This is a genomic window from Kibdelosporangium aridum (assembly GCF_900176515.1).
Taxonomy (GTDB): Bacteria; Actinomycetota; Actinomycetes; order Mycobacteriales; family Pseudonocardiaceae; genus Kibdelosporangium; species Kibdelosporangium aridum.
In genome coordinates this window covers 2,007,702-2,029,711 of record NZ_FWXV01000001.1, presented here as the reverse complement: position 1 = coordinate 2,029,711, position 22,010 = coordinate 2,007,702, and the positions used below count along the sequence as shown (strand labels likewise).

The window sequence follows — 22,010 nt, the reverse complement described above, 5'->3', positions numbered from 1 at the left end:
GTCAGCCGACGGTGAACGTGTTGGTCGTGCCGGTCAACGGGGAAATCGCGCCGGTCCAGCCGTTCTTCCAATCACCGTTGTGGACGATCCGGTACGTGCCCGCCGGAGTGCCCGTCGGGATGGTCCACGTGATCACGGCCTCGGAGTTGGCGATCCCGACCCGCTTCCAGTGGTACCGGGTGGACCAGTCGCCGTCGTCGGCGACCCGCGTCCACGTGCCGTTGACGAGTTGTTGCACCTCAAGGAATGTGCCGTTGCGGCGCAGGTTGTTCTTCGGGTGGCCGGTGACGAACACCGTGGTGACGGTCTGGCCGGTCCGGTAGGCCGCCGCCGGTTGGGTCAGGACCTGGCCGAAGGTCTGAGACGGGGCCTTGTCGTCGAACACGACACCGGTCTGCAGGTTGATGTCGGTGAACGGCGGCTTGCCGGGTGCCGGGCCGGCGGGCAGCGCCGACCCTGCCTTCATCGAGGCGGCCAGTTTGCCGAATTCCTGTTGGTACGCCGGGGTTGTGTTGCGGCCGAAGAGGGTTGAGCCGCCTTCGTACTGCTGGAGGTCGTACTCCTCCGGGGTGGTGACGTATTGGCTGTACTCGTTGGCGTAGCCCTGAATCAGGACGTTCTCCAACGGCACACCCAGTTCCTGCGCGACACTGCGGCGGATCCGCAGTCCGGCGACGATGGTGACCTCGCCGGGCACCGCGACCAGGTGCAGCTGGCCGAGCTTGACGATCTGCAGCGGCACGATGTTCGGCGTGGCCTGGATGATCCCGGTCGGCACGAGTGAGGCCTTCGGGTACTGGCAGTCACGAAGCCATTGCGGCACTTCCATTTGCAGCGGCTCGAACAGCTTCTTCCACGGGCTGGTCATGCCTTCGTCGAACCCGGGTAGAGCGGGGCCGTCCTCGACGCTCCCGGCCATGGTCGACGCGCCGACAACACCGGAACACGTGGTCGCGGCCTTGCCGCCGGCGGCGTACTTGGGGTCGACGGCCGTGTTGCCCATGTCGACGAACCGCATCCGGTAGTCCACCGCACCGGTGATCGCGGACTGCGGTCCGTTGTAGACCTCCTGTGCTTTGTGGTTCTGCCGTTCACCGATGATCCGGGTGTTCTCCACCTCGTTCTCGGTCGGGCCGGAGCCAGGCTTGAGGTTGAGGTTCGGTGACATGTCACCGGCGTTGGTGTTCGGGAAGGCCGCGACGAAGCCCGGCTTGTTCTCCAGGTACCGCACGCCTTCGTGGTCGTGCTCCCACTGGTACGCGGCGTAACCCTTGTTGTCCGGGCTGATCAGTGTGTTCGCGTTGGTCATCGAGGTGTTGTGGGTGGCGAACCAGTTGATCGCGCCCACGTCAGTGTTGCCCTGCTTGAGCCGCAGCACGGTCATCGCGGGGTCGATAGCGTTGGGGAAGAAAGCCTTGTCCGACGCGGCATTCGCGTTGAACGCCACCCGGGAGCGGTTGACACTGGCGTTGGTCAGCTCGCCACGGCCGATCGACATCGAACCGGGCTTGAGATCCTCGTGCGCCTCGACGATCGACTCGACGATGCCGTCGGTGACGGCGTTGAGCGTCTGCGGCTGCATGCCGAGGATGGAGAGGTTGTACGCGAGGTTATGCGAGTACCCGCCGGGGCCCGCGTGCGTATGCGTCGCGGACAGAAGGAGGTTCTCCTTGGTGTACAGATCGCCGTAGCGCGGCTTCAGCTTCGCCAGCACAGCCTCTTGAACAGCCCGGAAGATCATGGCCAGATCGGCGTTGACGTACGCGACCCGCTTGTTCGTCGCCCGATCGACCACGATGTAGGCACGGGAGCGCTGCCGCTGATGGATGCCGGTGGTCTTCTGATCGAACTTGGAGTAGCCCATCATGCCGTTCTCCGCGGCGGGCCCAGTGACATCGGAAATACCCCGGCCGATCAGGTACGGCTCAGCGGCCGCGGTCGCCGGTAGTCCCGTGAACACCAGCGCCGCCGCGAGCACCGCCAGCATGCCCGACCTTCGCATCCGAACCTCCTGGCCTGTGCCGTGGATATACGCGAAAGGAATTCACCTTTCTCGGCACCCTAGGTGATCCAGACCACTCACCACAAGACACAGAGTGATCAAGGGTGTACGGCGGAGAGTCGGTTCGGGCCGCCCGGAAGGGCAAAGGACGCAAAAACTGTCGGTAGGGGTGAGTAGCCTGCGGGTATGGGGATGACGGAGATCAAGACACTCGAAGAACTGCGGGAACTTTCCGGTGAGGCGATGGGGCGTGCGCACCTGAAGATCCTCGACCACATCGATCCGCATGCCCGGACGTTGATCGAGCATTCGCCGTTCGTGCTGCTGGCGACGTCGTCGACGGACGGGACCTGCGACGTCTCACCGCGGGGCGACCCGGCGGGCTCGGTGTTGGTCCTGGACGACCGCACGCTCGTCCTCGCCGACCGGCCGGGCAACAAGCTGCATGACAGCCTCACCAACATCATCGCCAATCCGCACGCGGGCCTGCTCTTCGTCATCCCCGGGATGAACGAGACCCTTCGTGTCAACGGGCGCGCCAAGCTCGTGTCCGACGCGCCGTTCTTCGATTCCTTGGTCGTACAGGGCAAGCGGCCGCACCTTGCCATCGTCGTCCAGGTCGAGCAGCTGTACATGCACTGCGCCAAGGCTTTTCTGCGGTCGTCGTTGTGGAAGCCGGAGACGTGGCCGGATCGCTCGCAGCTGCCCAGCCTCGGCCGGATCCTCAAGGATCAGATCGCGGAGCTTCCGGTTTCCGCCGACGAACTGGACGCTACGCTGGAGGTGGGTAACCAGACCCTCCAGTACTGAGCCATCTGCGCGCCTTCTCGACCGCTTCCAGCGTGATCTGGTGGCCGCCTTGGTGGCGGTGGACGGTCACGTCCGCCGATCGTTCCCGCAGGCGTGCCACCAGTTCGTCGTTGGACGGCAACGGTGCCATCGGGTCACGCGTTCCGTTGGACAGGAACACCCTGGTACGGCTGAGATCCAGCTTGGGCGGTTCGGGCACCGGTGACATCGCGGCGAACGCGGCCATCTCGGTCAACGCGTCCGGCCGCAGCAAAACCGTTGCCACACCGATGTTCGCTCCATTGGAGAACCCGACGCCAACCAGCCGACGGTCCGCCAAGCCATAGTGTTTGACGGCCTGGACAACGAAGTCCGCAAGCTCGTTGGCCCGGAAAATCACGTCCTCGTGGTCGAAAACGCCTTCGCTGAGCCGGCGGAACCAGCGGGGCATGCCGTTCTCGCGGACCTGACCGGCAGGGGCGAGAATCGCTGAACCGGGGCTCAGCTCGGCGCCGAGGCCGATCAGGTCGGACGGGGTGCCGCCCGTGCCGTGCAACAGCAGCAGCACGGGTTTGGCCGGATCTCCTTGCTCGTAAAGGTGTTCCAGCGACAGCGACGTCATCGCGCGGCCAGCTTCTCGGCGACCTCGGGGTTGTTCTCGTCCGGCAGGTTCAGCTTCACCAACCCGGCTGCGATCTCGTCGCGGTTGGGCTCCAGCCACGGCGGCAGCTTCAGCGCGCGGCCGAGCTCCAGCAGCGGCTCGTCCACGGTGAAGCCGATGTCGTCGGTGGCCACCTCGAACAGGGTGCCGCCCGGCTCGCGGAAGTAGATCGAGTGGAAGTACTGCCGATCGAGGATCGCGGTGACGTTCACGCCGTCGTTCACCAGCTCTTCGCGCCAAGCCTGCTGAGTCGCGTCGTCCGGCACACGCCACGCCACGTGGTGCACCGTCCCGCCCGCGACCAGGCCTTTCGGGGCGTCCGGGGTGACGAGTACGTCCACCAGCGCGCCGGGGCCGCCGTCGCCCGCGGCGAACCGCAGCCGGTTGCCGTCCTGGTGCTTGAACGTCAGACCGAGGCCGTCGGTGAGCATCTTGGCGGTGTCGGCCTCGTCGGACACCGACAGCGTGACCGAGTGCAGGCCACGGATGGCGTGTTCGCCCGGCACCAGCGGCGTGTCCCACGGGTTACGGGGGTCGGCCTGCTTGTGTGCGACGAGCGCGATGGTCAGGCCGTCCGGGTCCGCGAAGGTGAGCGTGTCCTCTTCGTCGCGGGTGGTGATCCGGCTGGCCCGCACGCCGGCCTTGGCGAGGTGCTCACTCCACCAGCCGATGGAGCTGGCGGGTACGGAGAACGAGGTCGTGGTGGCCTGGCCGTTGCCTTGGCGGCCCTTGGCGACCTCGTTCCACGGGAAGAACGTCATGATCGTGCCGGGGCGGCCCGCCTCGTCACCGTAATAGAGGTGGTAGACGCCCGGGTCGTCGAAGTTGACCGTGGTCTTGACCAGCCGCAATCCCAAGGTGCGGGCGTAGAAGTCGACGTTGCGCTGCGGGTTGCTGACGATGGCCGTGACGTGGTGCAGGCCGTCCGTCTTGATCGCCATGGCTGCCTCCTGGCTCGCTCTCTGCGAAGAATCTATCCTGAAAACATCTTGCAAGCAAGATATATTCCTGTGAGCGATCGCGGTATGGTGTGCGCATGCCGGATGTCGGGGATGACGAGATCGTCACGTGGTGGGGCCTGGTGATCGAGGGCTACCAGGCGACACAGGAACGCCTGCTCGCCGAGATCGCCGGCCGCCTTGGCCTCGCGGCGGGCCCGTTCGACATCCTGCTCAGGCTGCTCCGCTCACCAGGGCACCGGTTGCCGATGACGCGCTTGGCGAAGGAAGCGGCGTTGAGCAGCGGCGGGTTCACCAAGGTTGCCGATCGGATGACCGACGCGGGCCTGATCCGCCGTGAACCCAGCGAAACCGACCGGCGGGTCACGCACGCCGTACTCACCGATCATGGCCGTGACATGGCACAACGCGCGCGCAAGGTCACTGCGGAGGTGCTGCGGGCGCGTGTGCTGGAGCCGTTGGGGGAGAAGCGTTCGACCGAGCTCGCCGACGCGATGCGAACCTTGCGAGCGATGAATGGAGTCCCGGAGTAGGGGGAGATCTGCGCGATGGATCGCCGACTGCGAACATACGAACGTGCCAATGGCGTCAGACCATGACCAGTCGCCCGCGACGGGGCTGAGTTTCGCGCTGGCAGCCGGATGGACGGCGCCCGCGACGGCGCGCAACAAGATCCGTGAGTGGCTTGAGGCGCATGAGTGGCCGGCTGCGCACGTCGACGATCTCGTACTGTCGATCAGCGAGGCCGTGAGCAACTCCGTCGAGCACGGCTACGGCGTCGCGGTCGACGGCGCATTGCCCGACCCGCCTGGCTTGATCGAGGTCGAAGGTGCGATCGTGCAGGAACCGGGTGGGTACCGGCGGGTCGTGCTCAGGATCATCGACCACGGCCGTTGGAAGAAACCCGACACCGGGCCGACCAATCGGCGACAGGGTCTGCGGATCATGCGGGCGTGCACCGAAGAGATGACCGTCGCTCACACGGCAGACGGCACGACAGTCGTCCTACGCAGCTGGCCGATCCCGATGCCATTGCCGCAGCACTGAATCAGCCGGCCTTCTCGTTGAGCGACATGACGAACCGCGCGACCATCGCCGGATCGGGCCGCTCCGCGCCGTGGAGTTTGGCCACGACGACCGTGTCCTCGCCGACGCCCGGGTCGAGGGCCGCGTGCCATCCGGTGCCCTCGTCCCATAGCAGGGCCAGATCGCGGCCAGGGAACTGGTCAAGCCGGTGGTCGAGCGCCACGTAGACCTGTGCGGGCCTGCTGGTGTCGACGCAGCACGACTCCATGCCGACGCCTAACCGTGCCGCCACTGACGCCACGTACTCCCGCAGGCCGCGACTGTACGAGTCGTAGTGGTCCACGAGCGTCTCGGTCATCGCATGCCTCCCATCCCCACTGGCCACATGAGAACATCCAGACCCCTTGTCCAAACGGGTCGCCACGATCTACGCACCTGGACGCCACAGCGATGTATGCCCGCCGCGGGAGGGGGGCCGCGGCGGGCGGGGAGACGGACTCAATCCTCCAATCGCAGGTGTGCCTGCACTGTCCTCTGTGGAACGCGATGTTCCCGAGGCGGTGCGCGTTCCCGCTCGTCCACCCGGCTTGCCGGGGCCGACGGCACCGCGGTCCACCGGTCCCGTGGCGGCACCACCGGCCAGTGTGGACGATGGGAACGTGGTGCGGGAGAAGGGAAGTTCGCCTCGACGATGGCGTCGAACTCGGCCCGCAGCCAGTCGCGGTCTGCGAGCATGATCTCCGCGAACTCCCTCTGCCGCGGCAGCACGCTCCGGTCCGGCATTCTCGATCACTCCCAGGACGGCTACACCGGGTCTTTGACCGACACTTTTCTTATAACCACCGGAGAAGAGCGTGTCAAGTGTCCAGTGAAGGTCCGGCGTCGGCCAGGAACCGTTGCACAGTGCGGAGTTCCCGGCTGGATCGGGTCCGGCTGATCCGGCCGGTCCAGTTCGCGGGCGAGTTGCCCGGCGTCGGCCATCCCGCTGGAGGAGACGGAGACCTCTCCAGCGGAGCGCCGGTGGCACCTTTTCGCCGGAATGATGCTTCGGTCAATTGAATATGCCTATATTCATCGCAACAGCTCTCCACCCAATTGAGGTTCACCGTGTTCATCGACCCGACCGCGCCCCAGGACAAGCCGGAGACCGCACAGATGCTGGTCATCCACAAGGTGTTGCGCCGTGAGTTCGCCTTGCTGCCCAAGCTGGTCGCCGCGGTCGCGGCGGGCGACGTCCGGCAGGCGAAACGAATCGCCGAGCACGCCAGCCTGATGTTGATGTTCCTGCATCACCACCACGACAGTGAGGACCGGCTGCTGTGGCCCGCGATGCTGGCCAGGGCACCGATGGACGCGTCGACCGTGGCCAAGGCCGAGAAGCAGCACGAAGTGGTGGCCGCGTTGACAGACACCGTTCAGGCGACCGTCGACCGGTGGAAGGTCGCCCCGAGCGACAGCACGCGCGACGAGCTCGTCGGTGGCCTGCACCAGCTGTACGGCGCCCTGGTCGAGCACCTGGACGACGAAGAGGCCGAGATCCTTCCGCTGGCGCACGAGCACGTCACGGTCGCCGAATGGGACGCGACCACCCGTGACGCGGCCGAGAACATGCCCAAGAACCCCAAGATCGGCCTGTTGATGGCCGGGCTGGTGCTCGAGGACGCCACCGAGGCCGAACGGGTGTGGTTCCTGCACGAGCTGCCGCCGCCGGTCCGGCTGGTCTGGCGGGCGGTCGGTCAGCGGATGTACAACCGGCACATGCAGCTCGTACGGCAGGCCCGATGACCCGTAGCTACCACTCGCCTCGGCGCGAGCTGGCCGCGTCGGTCACCAGGAACGCCATCCTCGACGCCGCCGAGGAGCTGTTCGCCGAGCTCGGCTACCCGCGGACCACGATCGCGAAGATCGCCGCCGCGGCCCAGGTGTCGGCCAACACCGTGTACCAGAGCGTCGGCGGGAAACCGCAGCTGGTCAGCGCGATCGCGGACCGGTCGGCCAACGACCCGCTGATCGAGCGGAGCCTGCGGGCGATCGCCGAGGCGACCAGCGGCCACGAGGTGATCAGGGAACTCGGTGTCTCCGGCGGCCGGCTGGTGGCCTCGCAGATCCGTGCCATCTCGGTGGTCTGGGACAACGCGATCGCCGATCCGCTGGTCGCCGCCGTGGTCGAGCGCACGAAGGAGCTGTTCTTCATGCGGCTGAACCGGATCGTCGCCCGGTTACGGGCGCTCGACGCGTTACGCCCGGGTATCGGCGACGAGCGGGCCGCGCAGATCCTGTACTTCTATTTCGGCTCGGAGTCCTGGCGTAGCCTGCGTTCCTTCGGCTGGTCGTGGGAGCAGGCCACGGATTGGCTTGTGGCACAAGCGGAAGTGGCGTTGCTGGCCGAACGCTAGTGTGCCGCGCAGGGATCGCTCTGGGGTAGCTCAGGCACGAACTGTGCCCACTCCTCAGCCGTGAGGTTGCGGGAAAGGCTGCCGCAGATGGTGCCCGCGACCCGTTCCGGATCCCTGTCCCACATGATGATCGTGCCGTCCCCGGCCGCCGTGGCCACAGTTGTGCTGTCGGGGCTGAACGCGATCGCCCGGACCCCGGCCGTGTGCCCGGTGAGCCGGGCGGACACCGTACGGCGTTCGACATCCCAGAGCAACACGGTGTTGTCCACACTGGAGTACGCGATGGTCTTGCCGTCCGGGCTGAACGCGAGCCCGTGGAAGTAGGCGTCCTTGTGCCCGGTCAGACGGGTGATCTGGGCGCCGGTGGCGACGTCCCACAGGATCACGGTCTGGTCCGCGCTGGACGAGGCAAGGATCCTTCCGTCCGGGCTGAACGCGACTGACCTCGCCCAGCCGCCGTGACCCCGTAGCTGGACGGTCCGGGTCCGAGTCGCCAGATCCCACAGGGTGACGAGATTGTCATGGGTGGCCACGGCCAGCAGACGTCCGTCCGGGCTGAACGCGGCACCGGTCGACACGTCGCCGACGCTCAGCGTGGCGAGTCTGGTGCGGTTCGGGACGTCCCACAGGATCGCCGTTTCGTCCTTGCCCACTGTCGCGGCCGTTCGCGCGTCGGCGCTCAGCGCGACGTCCATGATCCCGCTGGTGTGGCCGGTGAGGCTGGTCGGTGGCGCTGATATCGCCGCATCCCAGATCTCAAGGCTGTGGCCGGGCCGGCCGGGAGCCTCCGTGCCGGTGACGATGGTCCGGCCATCGCGGCTGATCTCGACGCCGTTCACCAAGTTGCCGCCCGCGCCCACGATCCGCTGCGGAGCGTGCGTCTTGAGGTCCCAGAGTGTGCTGTGATCGGGACCGACGGCGGCAAGGCTGCCGCCGTCCGGCATGAAGGCGAGGTCGTGCACCGGCTTGCCGGGCTGGCTGGCCAACGGCGGAGCGGCCGGGTCCCACAGGATGATCTTGCCTTCTTCGCCCGCTGAGGCGAGTTTCGTGCTGTCAGGACTGAAGGCCAGGGCGTAGACGCTTCCCTGGTGACCGACGAGCACGCCACGGGGCACGCGGTTCGGCACGTCCCACAGCCGGACGACGAGGTCGTTGCCCGCGCTGGCGACAGTCCGGCCGTCGGGGCTGAATTCGACGGCGATCACCGCCTCGCCGGTATGCCCGACAAAGCTGGTGAGCTCGGTACGGCTGGCGACATCCCAGAGGGTCACGGCAGGACCCATGCCCGCGGAGGCGAGTGTCTTGCCGTCCGGGCTGAAGCTGAACGCCTTGGGAGCGCCGATGTTTTCGGCAAGCGTGGCGACGCGCGTGCGAGTTTCCATGTCCCACAACGCGATGACCTGGTCGTCTGCGCCAGTGACGAGTGTCTTGCCGTCGGGACTGATCGCGAGCGCGGTGACGTTGTCTTTGTGGTCGGTGAATGTAGCCACGTTTGTGCGTTGTGCGACATCCCAAAGCCGCACTGTCCGGTCGTTGCCAGCCGTCACAGCGAAGCGAGCGTCAGGTGTGAACACGACCTCTCTGACGATGCCCGTATGTCCCTCGAGTGCGCCAATGGGTTGACGTTTCTCCAAGTCCCACAACACAACTCGTTTGTCGTCACCGCCGGACGCCGCGATCCTGCCGTCCGCGCTGACCGCCATGGCCTTGAGCCACGTTTCGTGCTGCGTCATCGCGGCGATGCGGGTGCGACGCACGGGATCCCACAGGGCAACGGTTTTGTCTCGCCCCACGCTGAGCAGCGTGCCGTCCGGCCGGAACGCGACATCCGACGCGGCGCCCTCGTGCGCCTGGATCTCCGTGCGGTAGTCACGGTGCGCCGACATGCTCATCAACGCACTACGCGCTTCGAGGGTCGGAGCGGTGCGATAGGCCTGCAGGCTGAGCAGCTTCGCCCGGCCTGGGTCGGACTCGGCGATCGTCAACGCCTGCGTGGCGAGTTGCCGTGAGATCGCGATTCGCTGCGCTTGCTCGGCTTCATCTCGTTCTCGTATCGCGATCACCGAGATCGCCGTGACGACCACCAGCAACACGGCCAGACCGGCGGCGAGATAGCGCAATTGCCGGGCCCGTCGCCTGTCCTTGGCGGTTTCCCGTTCCTCCTGATCGACACTCGCGTCCAGAAATGCGCGTTCGACCGGATTGAGTGTGGTGATCTCCTTGGCGGCCCATTCTTTGGCGACGACAAGCCGGGCGCCGCGATAAAGAGAACCGGGATCCTTGTCGAGTGCGGACCATTCCTGTGCGGCTTCGGTCAGATGCCGATGTGTCCGCAACCCTTCCCGGTCGGCGGCCAGCCATTGCCGCAATCGCGGCCACGCCCGGATCAACGCCTCGTGCGCGATTTCCATGGTGTTGTCGGCGACCGTGATGAGCCGTGCTTCAGCGAGTACGTCGAGGACATCGGTGGCGTCGGTGTCCACTTCGGATCGGGTGATCCTACGTTTGGTGTCCTCGGTGCCTTCGCCGAGCGCGGTCAGCCGCAGGAAAAGGTCGCGTACCAGCTGTTTCTGCTCTTCGGTCAGGCCTGAGTAGACAGTCTCGGCGGTGTGCGCGAGTGCACCGTCGATGCCACCGGCTGCCTGGAACGCGGCGAGTGTGAGCGTGTTTCCCTTACGGCGTCGCCACGTCTCCAGTAGTGCATGCGACAACAGCGGCAGCACACCGGCGTTGCCCGCCGCCTGGGCGACAAGTTCCGCCAGCAGGGCGCCCTCGACCGTGCATCCGGCCCGGACCGCGGGCTGGACAATGGCCCGCCGCAACTCATCCGTCGTCATCGGACCGACCGCGACCTGCGCATCCGCCATCGCCGCAACCAGATCCGGGTGCCGCGTGCAGTGGCCGTAGAAGTCCGCCCGCACACCGAGAACAACGCGAGCCCTGCTGTTCGGGCTGTTCACGGCGGCGAGCAGGAGTTCGACGAACCGGGTGCGTTCGGCCTCGTCGCGGCAGAGCGTGAACGTCTCCTCGAACTGGTCGACCACGATCAACACGTCTTCGTCGACGGCCATCCGGACGGCCCGGTGCAAGTTCTGGACGTCTGCCCGCAGATCGGTGTACAGCTGCCCGGGAGCGGTTCCAGCGAGCCGTGCTATGTGGACAGCCGTCTCCTCGACCGGGTGCGGGCCAGGGGTGAACAACACCACAGGTCCCGCCCACCGGGGCACAAGCCCGGCGCGCAGCAACGACGACTTGCCCGCGCCGGACGCGCCGAACACGGCCACGAATCGCTGATGGGTCATGCGTTCCGCGAGCTCGTCGACCAGTCGCTCCCTGCCGTGGAACAGATCCGCGTCCTCCGGCTGGAACGCCGCCAGGCCCACGTACGGCGACTCCGCGTCCGATTCCTCCGGCGCTACCTCGGTTTGCGCGGACTCAGCCGCGACTTCATGCCACCGCTGTTCCCATTCCGCCTCATCGCCGCCGCATGCGCGCACGTACGCCAACGCCACGTTGAGGCTCGGCAGCTGCCGGCCGTTGGCGGCGCTGGACAGCGTCGTCACGGAGAAGTGGGCGCGCTTGGCGAGCTCCCGGTACGTCGGGTTGCCGGCTTTCTGCCGCAGCAGCCGCAGGTCGGCGGCGAAGCGCAACAGCGCCGAATCGCCCGTTGCCAACGGGCGCTCAGCTCTCGGCATGGTGTTCCTCCAGGCAGCCCACATCGGCGCGCGTTGTTCCCGGTTTGTTTGTTCGGCGCGCGGCCGTCGATACGGAACAACCTATCCGCGTTTAGATCAAGCAGCGGCAGCCGGGTAGCCGGCCAGCGCCGGATCGATCGGATCTAGAGGGACGAGGAACAGATGCATTGGCAGCATGAAGACCGCGAGTGGTATCAGCGTGAAGTGGGGCTCGTCACCATCTGATCGGCGGGCGCTGGACACACCCGAGAGTGACTGGGGGTTCTCGGGTGTGGCCTGTTGGCCAGTCAGAGCCATTCGAAGGGCACAGAGTCAATTGGCCCGGGGATCCCAGTGCGGGCGCAGGAGACCCACGAGGCGCGAACCTCCCGGCCAAGCCGGTCCACCTCCTGCCACGACGCGCAGCCGAGCATCGGCGAGCCTGCCCAGGCCCGGGACGACCCGAGAACCAGTGGCAACTCGACGCAGTGGGCGGCCCCGAAGGCCGAGCCAGCCGGCCGCCAGGCCAGCCGATAAGGGAAAACCTTGGCTCCGCGAGCCTTGAGCCCGGCGGCGTAGCCCAGCTCGGGATCGGCGAACGTCCCACTTCCCATACCGCCGCCGAACGCGGCCATCTCGTCGGCGTTCCAGCCGTAGACGACATCGACCCCGGTCAGATCGCGCGGTTCCCAGCCGGTGGAAACGGGCCGGAAAGGCAGCGGAACAGTGCTGCCCGCCGATATCGGATGGGCCGATGCGACGCGGTGCAGAGCTCGAATTATTTCCTCGGCGGAAACCGATCGGGGATCGCCGTCGAGATAACCGAGAAATGCCTCGCCGATCTGCGCGGCGTCGTCCAAAGAAAGTGGCTCGGTACTCCGAGGGTCACTGTGGATAATGGCGCGCCGGAACAATCGCACGGGATGGTCGAGAAGCATTCGAATGGACATCGCCCCGGCGGACTGCCCGAAAACAGTCACCTGAGAAGGGTCGCCGCCAAAGTGTGAAATGTGGTCCTGGACCCAGTGCAAGGCGGCGATCTGATCGTGCAGCCCGAGATTGCCCGGACTGATTCCGTCCGCGAACAGATACCCGAACGCGCCCAGCCGGTAGTTGACGCTCACGACAACGACATCGCCCTCGGCGGACAGCGCGGACCCGTCGTACCAGTCGAACAACCCGGCACCGCTCATGAACCCGCCGCCGTGCAGCCACACCATCACCGGACGTCGACCGTCATCCAAGGCGGGCGTGGTGATCGAGAGGTTCAGGCAGTCCTCGCCCTGCGGGCGTACATCGTGCGGGGCGCCCATCACGTGTGCGAGGCGCGACCGGGGCTGCGGGCAGATCTGGCCGCTTGACTGACCGGTGTTTGATTGACCACCGTTCACCCGTTTCGGCAGTCCGAACCGGTCAGCTTCGGCATAACGGATCGGCCCGGTGCGGACGACCACGATCCACCTCCACTCGGGACTATTGTCGTGCCATGAAAACGCCACGCCTGCTGGACGGACGCTTGAAACTGCGGCACCTGGTGCTGTTGGACGCGTTGCTGCGCCAGGGAAGCGTGGTCGGTGCCGCGGCGCAACTGCACGTCACCCAACCGGTGGCCACCCGCGGTCTGCACGAGCTGGAGGAGATCCTCGGCGTCACACTCTTCGACCGCGGTCCACGTGGCATCACACCCACGGTCTACGGAGCCGCTTTCGCCGAACACGCGCGAGCCGTTCTCGCGCAATTGACTGAAGCGGGCAGGCACATCGTCGAGCTCGCCGACGCCGAGCGCGGCACCGTGATCGTCGGGACTCACCTCGCGGGGTCGAACGTGTTGCTGCCAAGGGCGATCACCAGGATCAAGCGCGACCGTCCATATCTGACAGTCATCGTCCGGGAGGCCGCGCCGGAGCCGCTGTTGGTCGAGCTGGTGGCCGGGCGCGTCGACATGATCGTCGGACGGCTCACCGCGGCATCGGACGAGCAGATCGAGCGGCGCAAGCTGTACGACGAGTTCGTCGACCTGATCGTCCGATCCTCGCACCCGCTGGCCGGGCGGACCCGGATCGACCCGGCCGAACTCGGCGAATACCCGTGGATCCTGCCCGGCGCGGAGACCGTGCTGCGCCGCGAGCTCGAGGAGTTCTTCGCCCGCAACGGGATCCCGCTGCCGGCGAACCGCGTCGAGACCACGTCCTTCCTGACTGTCCGGGAACTGCTGCTGGAGAACGACGTCATCGCCGCGCTGCCGAGCCTGATCGCGCGGGACGAGCCGGAACTGTCCCGGCTGGACGTGTCGCTCGAGCAGATCGGCCACAGCGTGGGCCTCACGCTGCCTGCCCGTACGCTCAGCCCGTCCGCCGAGGCCCTGATCGACAGCCTGGCGTCGGTGGCGGCCGAAATGGCGGGCGAGGAGCATCGCTAGGACAACCCGAGGAAGCGGCGCGCGTTGCGGGTCGTGATCAGCTCTCGTTCCTCGGCTGACAGGAACTCGCTCTTGAGAACCACGCCACCGGCGGGACGTTCGCCGAGCGGGTAAGGGTAGTCGCTGCCCACCATCACCTGTTCGGCACCGACCGTGTCGACCAGCAACCGCAGGGCGCGCTCGTCGAACACGACCGAGTCCACCGAGAACCGTCCAATGTAGTGCGACGGCGGGTACTGGGACGTGCCGATCACGTCATTGCGGTGGTGCCACGCGTTCTCGAACCGGCCGAGCCAGAACGCGAACGACCCCCCGCCATGCGCGAAACAGATCTTCAAACGCTCGTCGATCCGGTCGAACACGCCGCCAAGGATCAACGCCAAGATCGACAGGTGGGTCTCAGCGGGCATGCCGGTCAGCCACTGCGCCATCCACCGGTCCGAGCGAGGCGAGCTCACCATGTCCCACGGGTGCACGAAGACCGGGACACCCAACGACGCACAATGCTGCAGGAACGTGACGACGCCGACGCTGTCCAGATCCAGATCGCCGATGTGGTTGCCGATCTCGACACCACGGTGTCCATTCGCGACGCACCGGTCGAGCTCGCGGCACGCGGCGTCCGTGTCCTGCAAGGGAACCTGGCAGAACGGAAGAAGGCGGTCGCGTGCCGGTGCCACGATCTCCAGCGCGAGGTCGTTGAAGATCCGGGAGATCTTCGTCGCTTCCCCGGCTGACCGGCCGTAGTTGAAGAACGCGGGCGTGGGGGAGACGACCTGGATGTCCACGCCGTCGACGTCCATGTCGGCGAGGCGCAGACCCGCGTCCCAGCAGTTGGCCTGGATGCGGCGGAACTCCTTGGCGCCAAGCATGATCATCGCGTCGGACTCGGACTCCACCCGCAGCCACGGGGAATCGGGACCCAGATCGAGCGAAGGCCAGCCGTTGGGCACGTAGTGCGTGTGTATGTCGATCATGTCAGCCTTTGCCAGGGTGGAGCGCACCGCACTTCGGGCAGGTCCGCGCTGCTGGGGAGGAGTAGAACTGGTCGAAGACCGGCGGCAGGTCGGCGACGATGTCGCGGACCTGGAGCTCGACCTCGTGGATGAGGGTGTCGCAGTCCATGCAGTACCACTGGAACCGCTCGAGGGTGCCTTCCTCGCGGACCCGTTCGATGACCAGCCCGATGGACTCGGGGTCTGGTCGCTGCGGGGAATGGGGGATCGAGCCGGGCAGCAACCAGGTCTCGCCTTCCCGGATGTGCACGGTCCGCTGTCCCGCGTCGGTCATCAGGTTGACGTGCATGTCGCCCTTGATCTGGAAGAACCACTCCTCGTACGGGTCGAGGTGGAAGTCCGTGCGCTTGTTCGGGCCGCCGACGATCTGCACGATGAAGTCGTCACCGAGGGCCATGGTCCTGTTGTTCACCGGCGGGGCGAGCAGGTGGCGGCGTTCGTCGATCCAGCCCTGGAAGTTGATCACTGGTGGCAGCTCTGGCATGGTGGTTCACCTCGGTGTGCGTGCGATGGCCTGGATCTCGATCAGCAGGTGCGGGTGCGGGAGCTGGTGGACGGCCACGGTCGTGCGGGCCGGGCCGTCCTCGTCGAAGTACTCGGCGTAGACCTCGTTGTAGCCGCCGAAGTCGTTCATGTTCACCAGGAACGTGGTGATCTGGACGATGTCGGCCAGCTCGGCATCCACTTCGGCCAGTATCCGGCCGATGTTCTCGATCACCGCCCTGGTCTGCTCGCGGATGTCCACATTGGTCGTGCCGAACTCGTCGACCTCGACGCCCGCGAACGAGTTGTCCGGGCAGCGGGAGCTCGTCCCGGAGACGAAGATCAGGTCACCGGACACTTTGACGTGCGGGAACCGTCCGCGTGGCGTGGCGAGGCCCTGGATCGTGCGCGCGCCGGTCATGAGACCGATCCGATGAACGACACCGGCCCGAGGCCCTCGATCTGGCAGTCGACCGGGCCCGCGGTCAGCCCGATCGCCGCGGTCGCGGCTCCGGCCAGCACGATGTATCCAGCTCGCAACGGAATTCCCCTTCGCTTGGCGACATCTTCCAACGCGCCCAACGCTCGTGCCGGGTCGCCGAGGATCGCGTTCGTCGAACCCGTGACCTCTGTGGACCCGACGGACAGGCGCACCGGCCGGTTGTTGACGTCACTGAACTTCTGCCATGGACCGATCGCGTACCCGGCCGCGGAGGTGTTGTCCGCGACCACATCGGTGTACGTGAACCGGAAGTCCCGATACCGCGAGTCGATGATCTCCACCGCCGCCGCGACAGCGTCCACACAGGACTCAATCGGCACCGTTCCGTCGACGTCCCTGGCCAGCCGGTAGGCGATCTCCGGTTCGACCTTGGGATGGATGAACTGGCCGATGTCGACCATGCTGTCGTGCGAGTGCCGCATCCCGCTGGTGAGCCTGCCGACGATCACCTCGGACACGCCCATCTGGGCCATCTTGGCCTGGCTGGTGAAGCCGAGTTTGACTCCGGTCAGCGACTCCCCGCGGGCCAGGCGGCGCTCGACGAGCTCCTGCTGGATCCGGTACGCCTGATCGATGTCGATCTCGTGCGTGTCCGCGAGGCTGAGGATGTCCTTGCCGCGCACCTGCGCCTCGTCCAGCCGCTGCGCCAGTTCCCCAATCACAGGACCGTTCACAGCGCCACGCACACATTCGTCGGTTCGGTGTAGAACTCCATCGCCGACATCCCGCCTTCGCGGCCGATGCCGGACATGCCCATGCCGCCGAACGGCGACCGCAGGTCACGCAGGAACCAGGTGTTCACCCAGGACATTCCCACGTTCATCGCCTGCGCGACGCGGTGCCCGCGCCGCAGGTCGTTCGTCCACACCGAAGCCGCGAGGCCGTAATCGGTGTCGTTGGCCAGCTCGATGGCCTCTTCCTCGGAGTCGAACGGGATGAGCGCGGCGACCGGTCCGAAGATCTCCTCGCGCAGCGTCCGGTCCGTATTGGACAGACCGGTCCACAGTGTCGGCTCGATCCAGGATCCGCCGTCGAGCTCCGCACCGAGCTGCGGCACGCCGCCACCGGTCAGCACCTTGGCGCCTTCCTGTTCGGCGAGCGCCAGGTAACCACGCACCTTGTCCCGGTGCTGTTCGGAGATCAGCGGGCCGGTCGTGGTGGTCTCGTCGCTCGGGTCGCCGAGCTTGAGGGCACGGGCACGCTCGACCAGTCCGGCGGCGATGTCCTCGAAGACCGGCCGCTGGACGTACACCCGCTCGGTGCACAGGCAGACCTGCCCGGTGTTGGTGAAGATCGCCCGGCTCAGCCCGGCCACCGCTTCGTCCAGGTCGACGTCGTCGAACACCACAGCCGCGTTCTTGCCGCCGAGCTCGAACGACACCGGTCGCACGCGTGGTGCGACCGTCTGCATGACTCGCGTTCCCGTGGCCGTGGACCCGGTGAACGTCACGCCATCGATCCCGCGGTGGCCAGCGAGGGCCGCACCAGTTGCGCCGAAACCGTGCACGACGTTGTACGCGCCCGCGGGCAGCCCGGCGTCCACCAGGACTTCGGCGAGCAAGGTGGCGGTCGACGGCGTGAACTCGCTCGGCTTGACGACCACGGTGTTGCCACAGGCGAGTGCGGCGGAGACCTTCCAGGTCAACAGCAGCAGCGGGAGATTCCACGGCACGATCACCGCGACCACGCCCAGCGGTTTCCGCACGGCGTAGTTCAATGCTTGCCGGCCACCGGGGAGGTCAGTGAGAAACGATTCCTGCCCGGCCGAGGAAACGACATCGGCATATGTCCGGAAATTCGCCGACGCCCTGGCGACGTCCAGTTCTCGCGCCAGCACGACAGGTTTTCCGGTGTCCGCCACCTCGGCGGCGACGAACTCGGCAAAGCGGGCCTCGATCCCGTCGGCGGCTCGGCGCAGGACCGCGGCCCGCTCACGGACAGGGGTACGGGCCCATTCGCGTGCCGCGGCACGCGCGGCCGCGACGGCCTGGTCGACGACGGCGGCGCTGGCCTCGTGCACGGTTGCGAAGGTCAGTCCGGTCGCCGGGTTGGTCTTGTCGAAGCGCTGGCCGGGTTCCGGATCGATGAACCGTCCGCCGACGAAGGTGCGGATCGCTGTCATGCCTTCACTCTCGCCCGCAACGTCATGCCCCACAAATGCGTATCCAGGCTGCCGGTATAGCCACATGGCTATGGCTCGATATAGCCATCCGGGTATGGCTGCCGAGCCGTTGGGTATTTGTGCGGGAATGTCGTCCGGGTCAGTCTTCTCGCCATTACCGCACTCGACCCCGGGTAGGCGAACATGGGCGAATCAACCGCAACGCCGCAACGGAAGGTCGCGCTGGCGACACTGACTGGTGCGACGTTGGAATGGTACGACTTCTTCCTCTACGGCACCGCGTCGGCGTTGATCTTCAACCGGCAGTTCTTCCCGTCGCTTTCTCCGGCGGCGGGCACGCTCGCCGCGTTCAGCACGTTCGCCGTCGGGTTCATCGCCCGCCCACTCGGCGGCCTGGTCTTCGGTCATTTCGGTGACCGGATCGGCCGCAAGATGACGCTCGTGGTGTCCCTGATGCTGATGGGCATCGGGTCGACGCTGATCGGCGCGCTGCCCGGCTTCGCGGTGATCGGGGTGTGGGCGCCGATCCTGCTGGTGGCGCTGCGTGTGGTGCAGGGCATCGGTCTCGGTGGCGAGAACGCGGGCGCGAACTTGATGGCACTGGAACACGCGCCGGAGGCCAAGCGGAACAGGTACGCGGGCTTCCCGCAGATGGGCACGCCCGCGGGCCTTGTGCTGGCCAACACGGTCTTCCTGGTCACCAGTTCGGTGATGCCCGCCGCGGCCTTCACCTCGTGGGGCTGGCGGATCCCGTTCCTGCTCAGTGCCGCGCTGGTGATCGTCGGCCTGGTCATCCGGCTGCGCGTGACCGAGACGCCGTCGTTCGCCAAAGCGGTGGAACGCAAGCAGATCGTGCGGTTCCCGTTGAAGGAGGCCTTGACCGTCGGCACGGGCAGGCTGGTGCTGACCGTGCTGCTCAGCATCGCCAACTCCGCGGTGGCTTACCTGTTCCTCGTGTTCAGCTTGTCCTACGGCACCGCACAACTCGGGTTGAACCGCCAGTTCCTGCTCATCACAGTGACCGTGGCGTCGGTGTTGTGGTTCGCCACCATTCCACTGTGGACGTCGATGGCGGACCGCCGTGGCCGTCGCGGCATGTTCCTGTGGGGATCGGTGGCACTGCTCGTGTGGGCGGCGGCGTTCTTCCCATTGCTCAACTCCAAGAGCACGGCTGTCGTGGTCATCGCTCTGGTCGGAATGGGACTGATCATCCCGATCACGCACTGCGTGCAGGGCGCCATCGTGGCGGACACGTTCCCCGCTCATGTCCGGTACTCGGGTTCGTCGCTGCTGTTGCAGCTCGCCGCGTTGCTGGGCGGTGGTCTCGCCCCGGTGATCTCGACGGCGATCCTGAACTCGAGCGGCGGCACAGGCGGCGTTACCTTGTACATCTCCGGGATTTGCCTGATGAGTCTGCTGGCCGCGGTCGCCGTGTTCCGGCTCGCGCCGGTCGCGCCCAAGGCTGTGGTGAGCCCGGCGACCGCGTAGATCCCGTCGATGGGCGGCGGCCGGGGTCGCCGCCCATCTTCTCGTCGCAGAGATCCTGGTCACTTCTGCTGACCATCTGGGCCGCCGACATCCCTGCCGGGCAACGTGATCGGCAATCGACTGTCCACAAGTGACAATCGCGCTGATGTGATCTCGTCCGTCCGATATGCGAATGTGTAGGGCATGAGAGCCCTGATCCGGTCCTGGCCGCTGAGCGTCCCGCTGTTCGCGCTGGTCGTCCTCGCGTTCACGTGGGGCGTCGACCTGCCCGTCATCTTGGTGATCATCGTGGCGTTGGCGCTGGCCGGCGCCGTGTCCACGGCGGTGCACCACGCCGAGGTGGTCGCGCACCGGATCGGGGAACCGTTCGGCTCGCTCGTGCTCGCCGTGGCGGTCACGGTCATCGAGGTGGCCTTGATCGTCACCCTGATGGTCTCAGGTGGCCCGGAAACGGCGTCGTTGGCGCGGGATACCGTCTTCGCGGCGGTCATGATCACGTGCAACGGGATTGTCGGTATCGCTTTACTGATCGGTGCGACGCGGCATCGCGTGATGGTCTTCAACGCTGAAGGAGCAGGTGCCGCGTTGGCGACGGTCGCGACTCTGGCGACGCTGAGTCTGGTGCTGCCGACGTTCACGACGAGCAAACCAGGCCCGGAGTTCTCGACAGGTCAGCTCGTGTTCGCCGCCGCCGCGTCGCTGGCGTTGTACATCTTGTTCGTTTTCACGCAGACCAAGGAGCACCGGGACTTCTTCCTGCCGGTCGGTGTCTGCGCGGAGGAGGAACACGCGCCGCCGCCGGCCGCGAAAGCCGCGTGGATCAGTCTCGGGATGTTGCTGGTGTCACTGGTCGCGGTGGTCGGACTGGCCAAAGTGGAGTCGCCGGCGATCGAAGCGGGCGTGGCGGCCGCCGGGTTCCCGCAGTCCTTTGTGGGTGTTGTGATCGCGTTGCTGGTGCTGCTGCCGGAGACGTTCGCCGCGGTCCGTGCCGCCGCGCGAGACCGGATGCAGACCAGCCTCAACCTGTCCTTCGGTTCGGCGATGGCGAGCATCGGGCTGACGATCCCCGCCATCGCCGTCGCGACGATCTGGCTCGACGGCCCGTTGGTGCTCGGACTCGGGTCCACGCAGATGGTGTTGCTGGCGTTGACCTTCGTCGTCGCGATCCTGACCGTGGTGCCGGGTCGGGCGACGCGGCTGCAGGGCGGGGTACACCTCGCCCTGCTCGCCGCGTTCCTGTTCCTGGCGATAAACCCCTAGCTGCCCCAGGTGCTGTTGTTCAGCCCGGTGCCGAGGTAGACCTGGTCGAACGTGTTGCCGTCGGCGTCGTCGGTGTACGTCATGAAGATCTGGCCCCACGCGTTGACGCCGACCGCGGGTTCGTCCTGACGACCGGTCACGTTGGTGTTCGCGGTGATCCGGGGCTGGCGGCCCGCGGTCGAGCCGTCCGGGTTGAGGCCCTGGACGAAGATGTCCTGCGCCTGGGCCCAGTTCACCACCGCGGCCCGCTGGTCGTCGATGCCCACCTGCGGATCGGTACCGGGGACGTAAGTGTCCACTGTGGATGACGCCGCGCCGGTCGCGGAGAACGACCGGACACCGATCTGGCCGGTCCCGGTGTGATCGGTCTCCCAGCCGACCACGTAGTCACCGTTGAAGTTCGCCGCGATGGACGCGCGCCGCTGCTGACCGTCGCCGGTCACGTTGACAGCGGCCTGGGCCAGCTTCACCGCACCGGTCGGGGTGAAAGCCTTGCGTGCCACGTTGAAGTTGGCGTTGGCGTCAGTGTCCTCGTCCCACACCACGATGGCGTTCTGGGCCGCGCCCATCGCCACGTCCGGACGCTGGTGCGTGCCACCGGCCGCGTTGACCTGGACCTCGTACGCCTTGGCCGTGATCGAGTTGAAGCCTGACAGTCGGACGGTCGGTGCCGTGGTGGTTTGCTTGTCCTCGAACGCGACCGCGAACCCGGCGCCGTCCGGGTCGGCGGCGACCGCGGGGTTGATCTGCTGCCCGTCGGAGGTGGCGTTACCCACGGCCGAACCAGTGACGGTGCCCGCGGCGTTCAATGTGCGCACGGCGATCTGGTAGTACCCGTTGCCGTCCTTGTCATCCGCCCACACCACGACTGCTGTGCCGTCGTCGTGCAGCGCGACATCGGGATGCACGTGGCTCCAGTTGCCTTCCCCGCTGTCGGAGAGCTTCTTTTCGTACAGGGACGCCCCATCCCGGTACACGCGAATCCAGATATCGCTGTGTACCGGGTTCTCCGGTGCCGTGGTGTCGCGGTCGTCTTCCCAGACCACGGCGACATAGCCCGATCGCACGGCGGAGATCGCCGAGTTGTCCTGGTCGCCAGTGGAAGTGCTGTTCGCGGCCGCCCACGTGATCGTGCCGTCGGCGAAGGCCGTTCCGGTCAATCCGAGCATGGCGATGGCCGTGATCGTCAGTACACGCTTCATGTTCGTCCCCC

Annotated in this window: 21 protein-coding genes; 8 read left to right on the top strand and 13 right to left on the bottom strand. The window is 66.6% G+C overall.

Annotation, left to right across the window (positions count from 1 at the left end):
- Nucleotide 1 precedes the first annotated feature (1 nt).
- Entirely contained in the window at nt 2-2,002 is a 2,001-nt protein-coding gene (locus B9C43_RS08760; protein WP_200825462.1) for a neutral/alkaline ceramidase, read from the bottom strand.
- 186 nt (nt 2,003-2,188) lie between these two features.
- Here B9C43_RS08760 and B9C43_RS08755 point away from each other — a divergent pair, with 186 nt between their 5' ends.
- Entirely contained in the window at nt 2,189-2,812 is a 624-nt protein-coding gene (locus tag B9C43_RS08755; RefSeq protein ID WP_084425389.1) for a pyridoxamine 5'-phosphate oxidase family protein, read from the top strand.
- Here the strand turns inward: B9C43_RS08755 and B9C43_RS08750 are convergent.
- Nucleotides 2,775-3,413 carry an alpha/beta hydrolase gene (locus B9C43_RS08750; protein WP_084425388.1) on the bottom strand — a complete coding sequence of 213 codons (639 nt, stop codon included), beginning with the start codon at nt 3,411-3,413 and terminating at the stop codon, nt 2,775-2,777. The two genes, B9C43_RS08755 and B9C43_RS08750, sit on opposite strands and share 38 nt — an antisense overlap.
- Nucleotides 3,410-4,393 (bottom strand): ring-cleaving dioxygenase, encoded by a 984-nt coding sequence (locus tag B9C43_RS08745; RefSeq protein WP_084425387.1) that lies wholly within the window; start codon nt 4,391-4,393, stop codon nt 3,410-3,412. The genes B9C43_RS08750 and B9C43_RS08745 overlap by 4 nt, the downstream gene beginning before the upstream one ends.
- 95 nt (nt 4,394-4,488) lie before the next feature.
- On the opposite strand from B9C43_RS08745, the gene B9C43_RS08740 reads away from it, so the two are divergent.
- Together B9C43_RS08740 and B9C43_RS08735 are read left to right on the top strand one after the other, a co-directional pair.
- Nucleotides 4,489-4,944, top strand: coding sequence for a MarR family winged helix-turn-helix transcriptional regulator (locus B9C43_RS08740; protein WP_033386925.1), 456 nt, complete (start codon nt 4,489-4,491; stop codon nt 4,942-4,944).
- Nucleotides 4,945-4,993: 49 nt separating this feature from the next.
- Nucleotides 4,994-5,458 carry an ATP-binding protein gene (locus B9C43_RS08735; RefSeq protein ID WP_160096412.1) on the top strand — a complete coding sequence of 155 codons (465 nt, stop codon included), beginning with the start codon at nt 4,994-4,996 and terminating at the stop codon, nt 5,456-5,458.
- A 1-nt stretch (nt 5,459) separates the two neighbouring features.
- Here B9C43_RS08735 and B9C43_RS08730 read toward each other — a convergent pair whose 3' ends face one another.
- Nucleotides 5,460-5,795 (bottom strand): DUF6292 family protein, encoded by a 336-nt coding sequence (locus B9C43_RS08730; protein WP_084425385.1) that lies wholly within the window; start codon nt 5,793-5,795, stop codon nt 5,460-5,462.
- Between the two features lie 140 nt (nt 5,796-5,935).
- Nucleotides 5,936-6,220, bottom strand: coding sequence for a hypothetical protein (locus B9C43_RS08725; protein ID WP_084425384.1), 285 nt, complete (start codon nt 6,218-6,220; stop codon nt 5,936-5,938).
- Between the two features lie 324 nt (nt 6,221-6,544).
- Between B9C43_RS08725 and B9C43_RS08720 the strand changes: the two genes are divergently transcribed.
- The gene (locus B9C43_RS08720) at nt 6,545-7,222 is read left to right on the top strand and encodes a hemerythrin domain-containing protein (protein WP_084425383.1); all 678 of its coding nucleotides are present in this window, start codon (nt 6,545-6,547) and stop codon (nt 7,220-7,222) included.
- A complete protein-coding gene (locus tag B9C43_RS08715) occupies nt 7,219-7,833 on the top strand; it encodes a TetR/AcrR family transcriptional regulator (protein WP_084425382.1) in 615 nt (204 codons plus the stop codon). Before B9C43_RS08720 ends, B9C43_RS08715 begins: the two co-directional genes overlap by 4 nt.
- On the opposite strand, the gene B9C43_RS08710 is transcribed toward B9C43_RS08715, so the two are convergent.
- The gene (locus B9C43_RS08710; protein WP_160096410.1) at nt 7,830-11,528 is read right to left on the bottom strand and encodes an nSTAND1 domain-containing NTPase; all 3,699 of its coding nucleotides are present in this window, start codon (nt 11,526-11,528) and stop codon (nt 7,830-7,832) included. The two genes, B9C43_RS08715 and B9C43_RS08710, sit on opposite strands and share 4 nt — an antisense overlap.
- A gap of 287 nt (nt 11,529-11,815) precedes the next feature.
- Nucleotides 11,816-12,961 (bottom strand): carboxylesterase family protein, encoded by a 1,146-nt coding sequence (locus B9C43_RS08700; RefSeq protein ID WP_200825461.1) that lies wholly within the window; start codon nt 12,959-12,961, stop codon nt 11,816-11,818.
- Between the two features lie 32 nt (nt 12,962-12,993).
- On the opposite strand from B9C43_RS08700, the gene B9C43_RS08695 reads away from it, so the two are divergent.
- The gene (locus B9C43_RS08695; RefSeq protein WP_084425379.1) at nt 12,994-13,926 is read left to right on the top strand and encodes a LysR substrate-binding domain-containing protein; all 933 of its coding nucleotides are present in this window, start codon (nt 12,994-12,996) and stop codon (nt 13,924-13,926) included.
- Here B9C43_RS08695 and B9C43_RS08690 read toward each other — a convergent pair.
- From B9C43_RS08690 to B9C43_RS08670, 5 genes are read right to left on the bottom strand one after another with little or no spacing between them, the layout of a single operon-like run.
- Nucleotides 13,923-14,903 (bottom strand): amidohydrolase family protein, encoded by a 981-nt coding sequence (locus tag B9C43_RS08690; RefSeq protein ID WP_084425378.1) that lies wholly within the window; start codon nt 14,901-14,903, stop codon nt 13,923-13,925. The genes B9C43_RS08695 and B9C43_RS08690 overlap by 4 nt on opposite strands.
- A gap of 1 nt (nt 14,904) precedes the next feature.
- Nucleotides 14,905-15,426 (bottom strand): 3-hydroxyanthranilate 3,4-dioxygenase, encoded by a 522-nt coding sequence (locus tag B9C43_RS08685; RefSeq protein WP_033386903.1) that lies wholly within the window; start codon nt 15,424-15,426, stop codon nt 14,905-14,907.
- Nucleotides 15,427-15,432: 6 nt separating this feature from the next.
- Entirely contained in the window at nt 15,433-15,846 is a 414-nt protein-coding gene (locus tag B9C43_RS08680; RefSeq protein ID WP_084425377.1) for a RidA family protein, read from the bottom strand.
- Complete coding sequence (locus tag B9C43_RS08675; protein ID WP_084425668.1) at nt 15,843-16,601, bottom strand: 2-keto-4-pentenoate hydratase; 759 nt, start codon at nt 16,599-16,601, stop codon at nt 15,843-15,845. Before B9C43_RS08675 ends, B9C43_RS08680 begins: the two co-directional genes overlap by 4 nt.
- Nucleotides 16,598-18,049, bottom strand: a complete 1,452-nt coding sequence (locus B9C43_RS08670; protein ID WP_084425376.1) for a 2-hydroxymuconic semialdehyde dehydrogenase — start codon at nt 18,047-18,049, stop codon at nt 16,598-16,600. Before B9C43_RS08670 ends, B9C43_RS08675 begins: the two co-directional genes overlap by 4 nt.
- Before the next feature lie 183 nt (nt 18,050-18,232).
- Between B9C43_RS08670 and B9C43_RS08665 the strand changes: the two genes are divergently transcribed.
- Nucleotides 18,233-19,537, top strand: coding sequence for an MFS transporter (locus B9C43_RS08665; RefSeq protein ID WP_084425375.1), 1,305 nt, complete (start codon nt 18,233-18,235; stop codon nt 19,535-19,537).
- Between the two features lie 183 nt (nt 19,538-19,720).
- Nucleotides 19,721-20,797 carry a calcium:cation antiporter gene (locus tag B9C43_RS08660; protein ID WP_084425374.1) on the top strand — a complete coding sequence of 359 codons (1,077 nt, stop codon included), beginning with the start codon at nt 19,721-19,723 and terminating at the stop codon, nt 20,795-20,797.
- On the opposite strand, the gene B9C43_RS08655 is transcribed toward B9C43_RS08660, so the two are convergent.
- The gene (locus B9C43_RS08655; RefSeq protein WP_084425373.1) at nt 20,794-21,999 is read right to left on the bottom strand and encodes a hypothetical protein; all 1,206 of its coding nucleotides are present in this window, start codon (nt 21,997-21,999) and stop codon (nt 20,794-20,796) included. The genes B9C43_RS08660 and B9C43_RS08655 overlap by 4 nt on opposite strands.
- Nucleotides 22,000-22,010 lie beyond the last annotated feature (11 nt).

Coding starts and splice junctions, on each gene's coding strand:
- B9C43_RS08760 (WP_200825462.1), bottom strand. CDS start 2,002: ATGCGAAGGTCGGGCATGCTGGCGGTGCTCGCGGCGGCGCTGGTGTTC.
- B9C43_RS08755 (WP_084425389.1), top strand. CDS start 2,189: ATGGGGATGACGGAGATCAAGACACTCGAAGAACTGCGGGAACTTTCC.
- B9C43_RS08750 (WP_084425388.1), bottom strand. CDS start 3,413: ATGACGTCGCTGTCGCTGGAACACCTTTACGAGCAAGGAGATCCGGCC.
- B9C43_RS08745 (WP_084425387.1), bottom strand. CDS start 4,393: ATGGCGATCAAGACGGACGGCCTGCACCACGTCACGGCCATCGTCAGC.
- B9C43_RS08740 (WP_033386925.1), top strand. CDS start 4,489: ATGCCGGATGTCGGGGATGACGAGATCGTCACGTGGTGGGGCCTGGTG.
- B9C43_RS08735 (WP_160096412.1), top strand. CDS start 4,994: ATGGCGTCAGACCATGACCAGTCGCCCGCGACGGGGCTGAGTTTCGCG.
- B9C43_RS08730 (WP_084425385.1), bottom strand. CDS start 5,795: ATGACCGAGACGCTCGTGGACCACTACGACTCGTACAGTCGCGGCCTG.
- B9C43_RS08725 (WP_084425384.1), bottom strand. CDS start 6,220: ATGCCGGACCGGAGCGTGCTGCCGCGGCAGAGGGAGTTCGCGGAGATC.
- B9C43_RS08715 (WP_084425382.1), top strand. CDS start 7,219: ATGACCCGTAGCTACCACTCGCCTCGGCGCGAGCTGGCCGCGTCGGTC.
- B9C43_RS08710 (WP_160096410.1), bottom strand. CDS start 11,528: ATGCCGAGAGCTGAGCGCCCGTTGGCAACGGGCGATTCGGCGCTGTTG.
- B9C43_RS08695 (WP_084425379.1), top strand. CDS start 12,994: ATGAAAACGCCACGCCTGCTGGACGGACGCTTGAAACTGCGGCACCTG.
- B9C43_RS08690 (WP_084425378.1), bottom strand. CDS start 14,903: ATGATCGACATACACACGCACTACGTGCCCAACGGCTGGCCTTCGCTC.
- B9C43_RS08685 (WP_033386903.1), bottom strand. CDS start 15,426: ATGCCAGAGCTGCCACCAGTGATCAACTTCCAGGGCTGGATCGACGAA.
- B9C43_RS08680 (WP_084425377.1), bottom strand. CDS start 15,846: ATGACCGGCGCGCGCACGATCCAGGGCCTCGCCACGCCACGCGGACGG.
- B9C43_RS08670 (WP_084425376.1), bottom strand. CDS start 18,049: ATGACAGCGATCCGCACCTTCGTCGGCGGACGGTTCATCGATCCGGAA.
- B9C43_RS08665 (WP_084425375.1), top strand. CDS start 18,233: ATGGGCGAATCAACCGCAACGCCGCAACGGAAGGTCGCGCTGGCGACA.
- B9C43_RS08660 (WP_084425374.1), top strand. CDS start 19,721: ATGAGAGCCCTGATCCGGTCCTGGCCGCTGAGCGTCCCGCTGTTCGCG.
- B9C43_RS08655 (WP_084425373.1), bottom strand. CDS start 21,999: ATGAAGCGTGTACTGACGATCACGGCCATCGCCATGCTCGGATTGACC.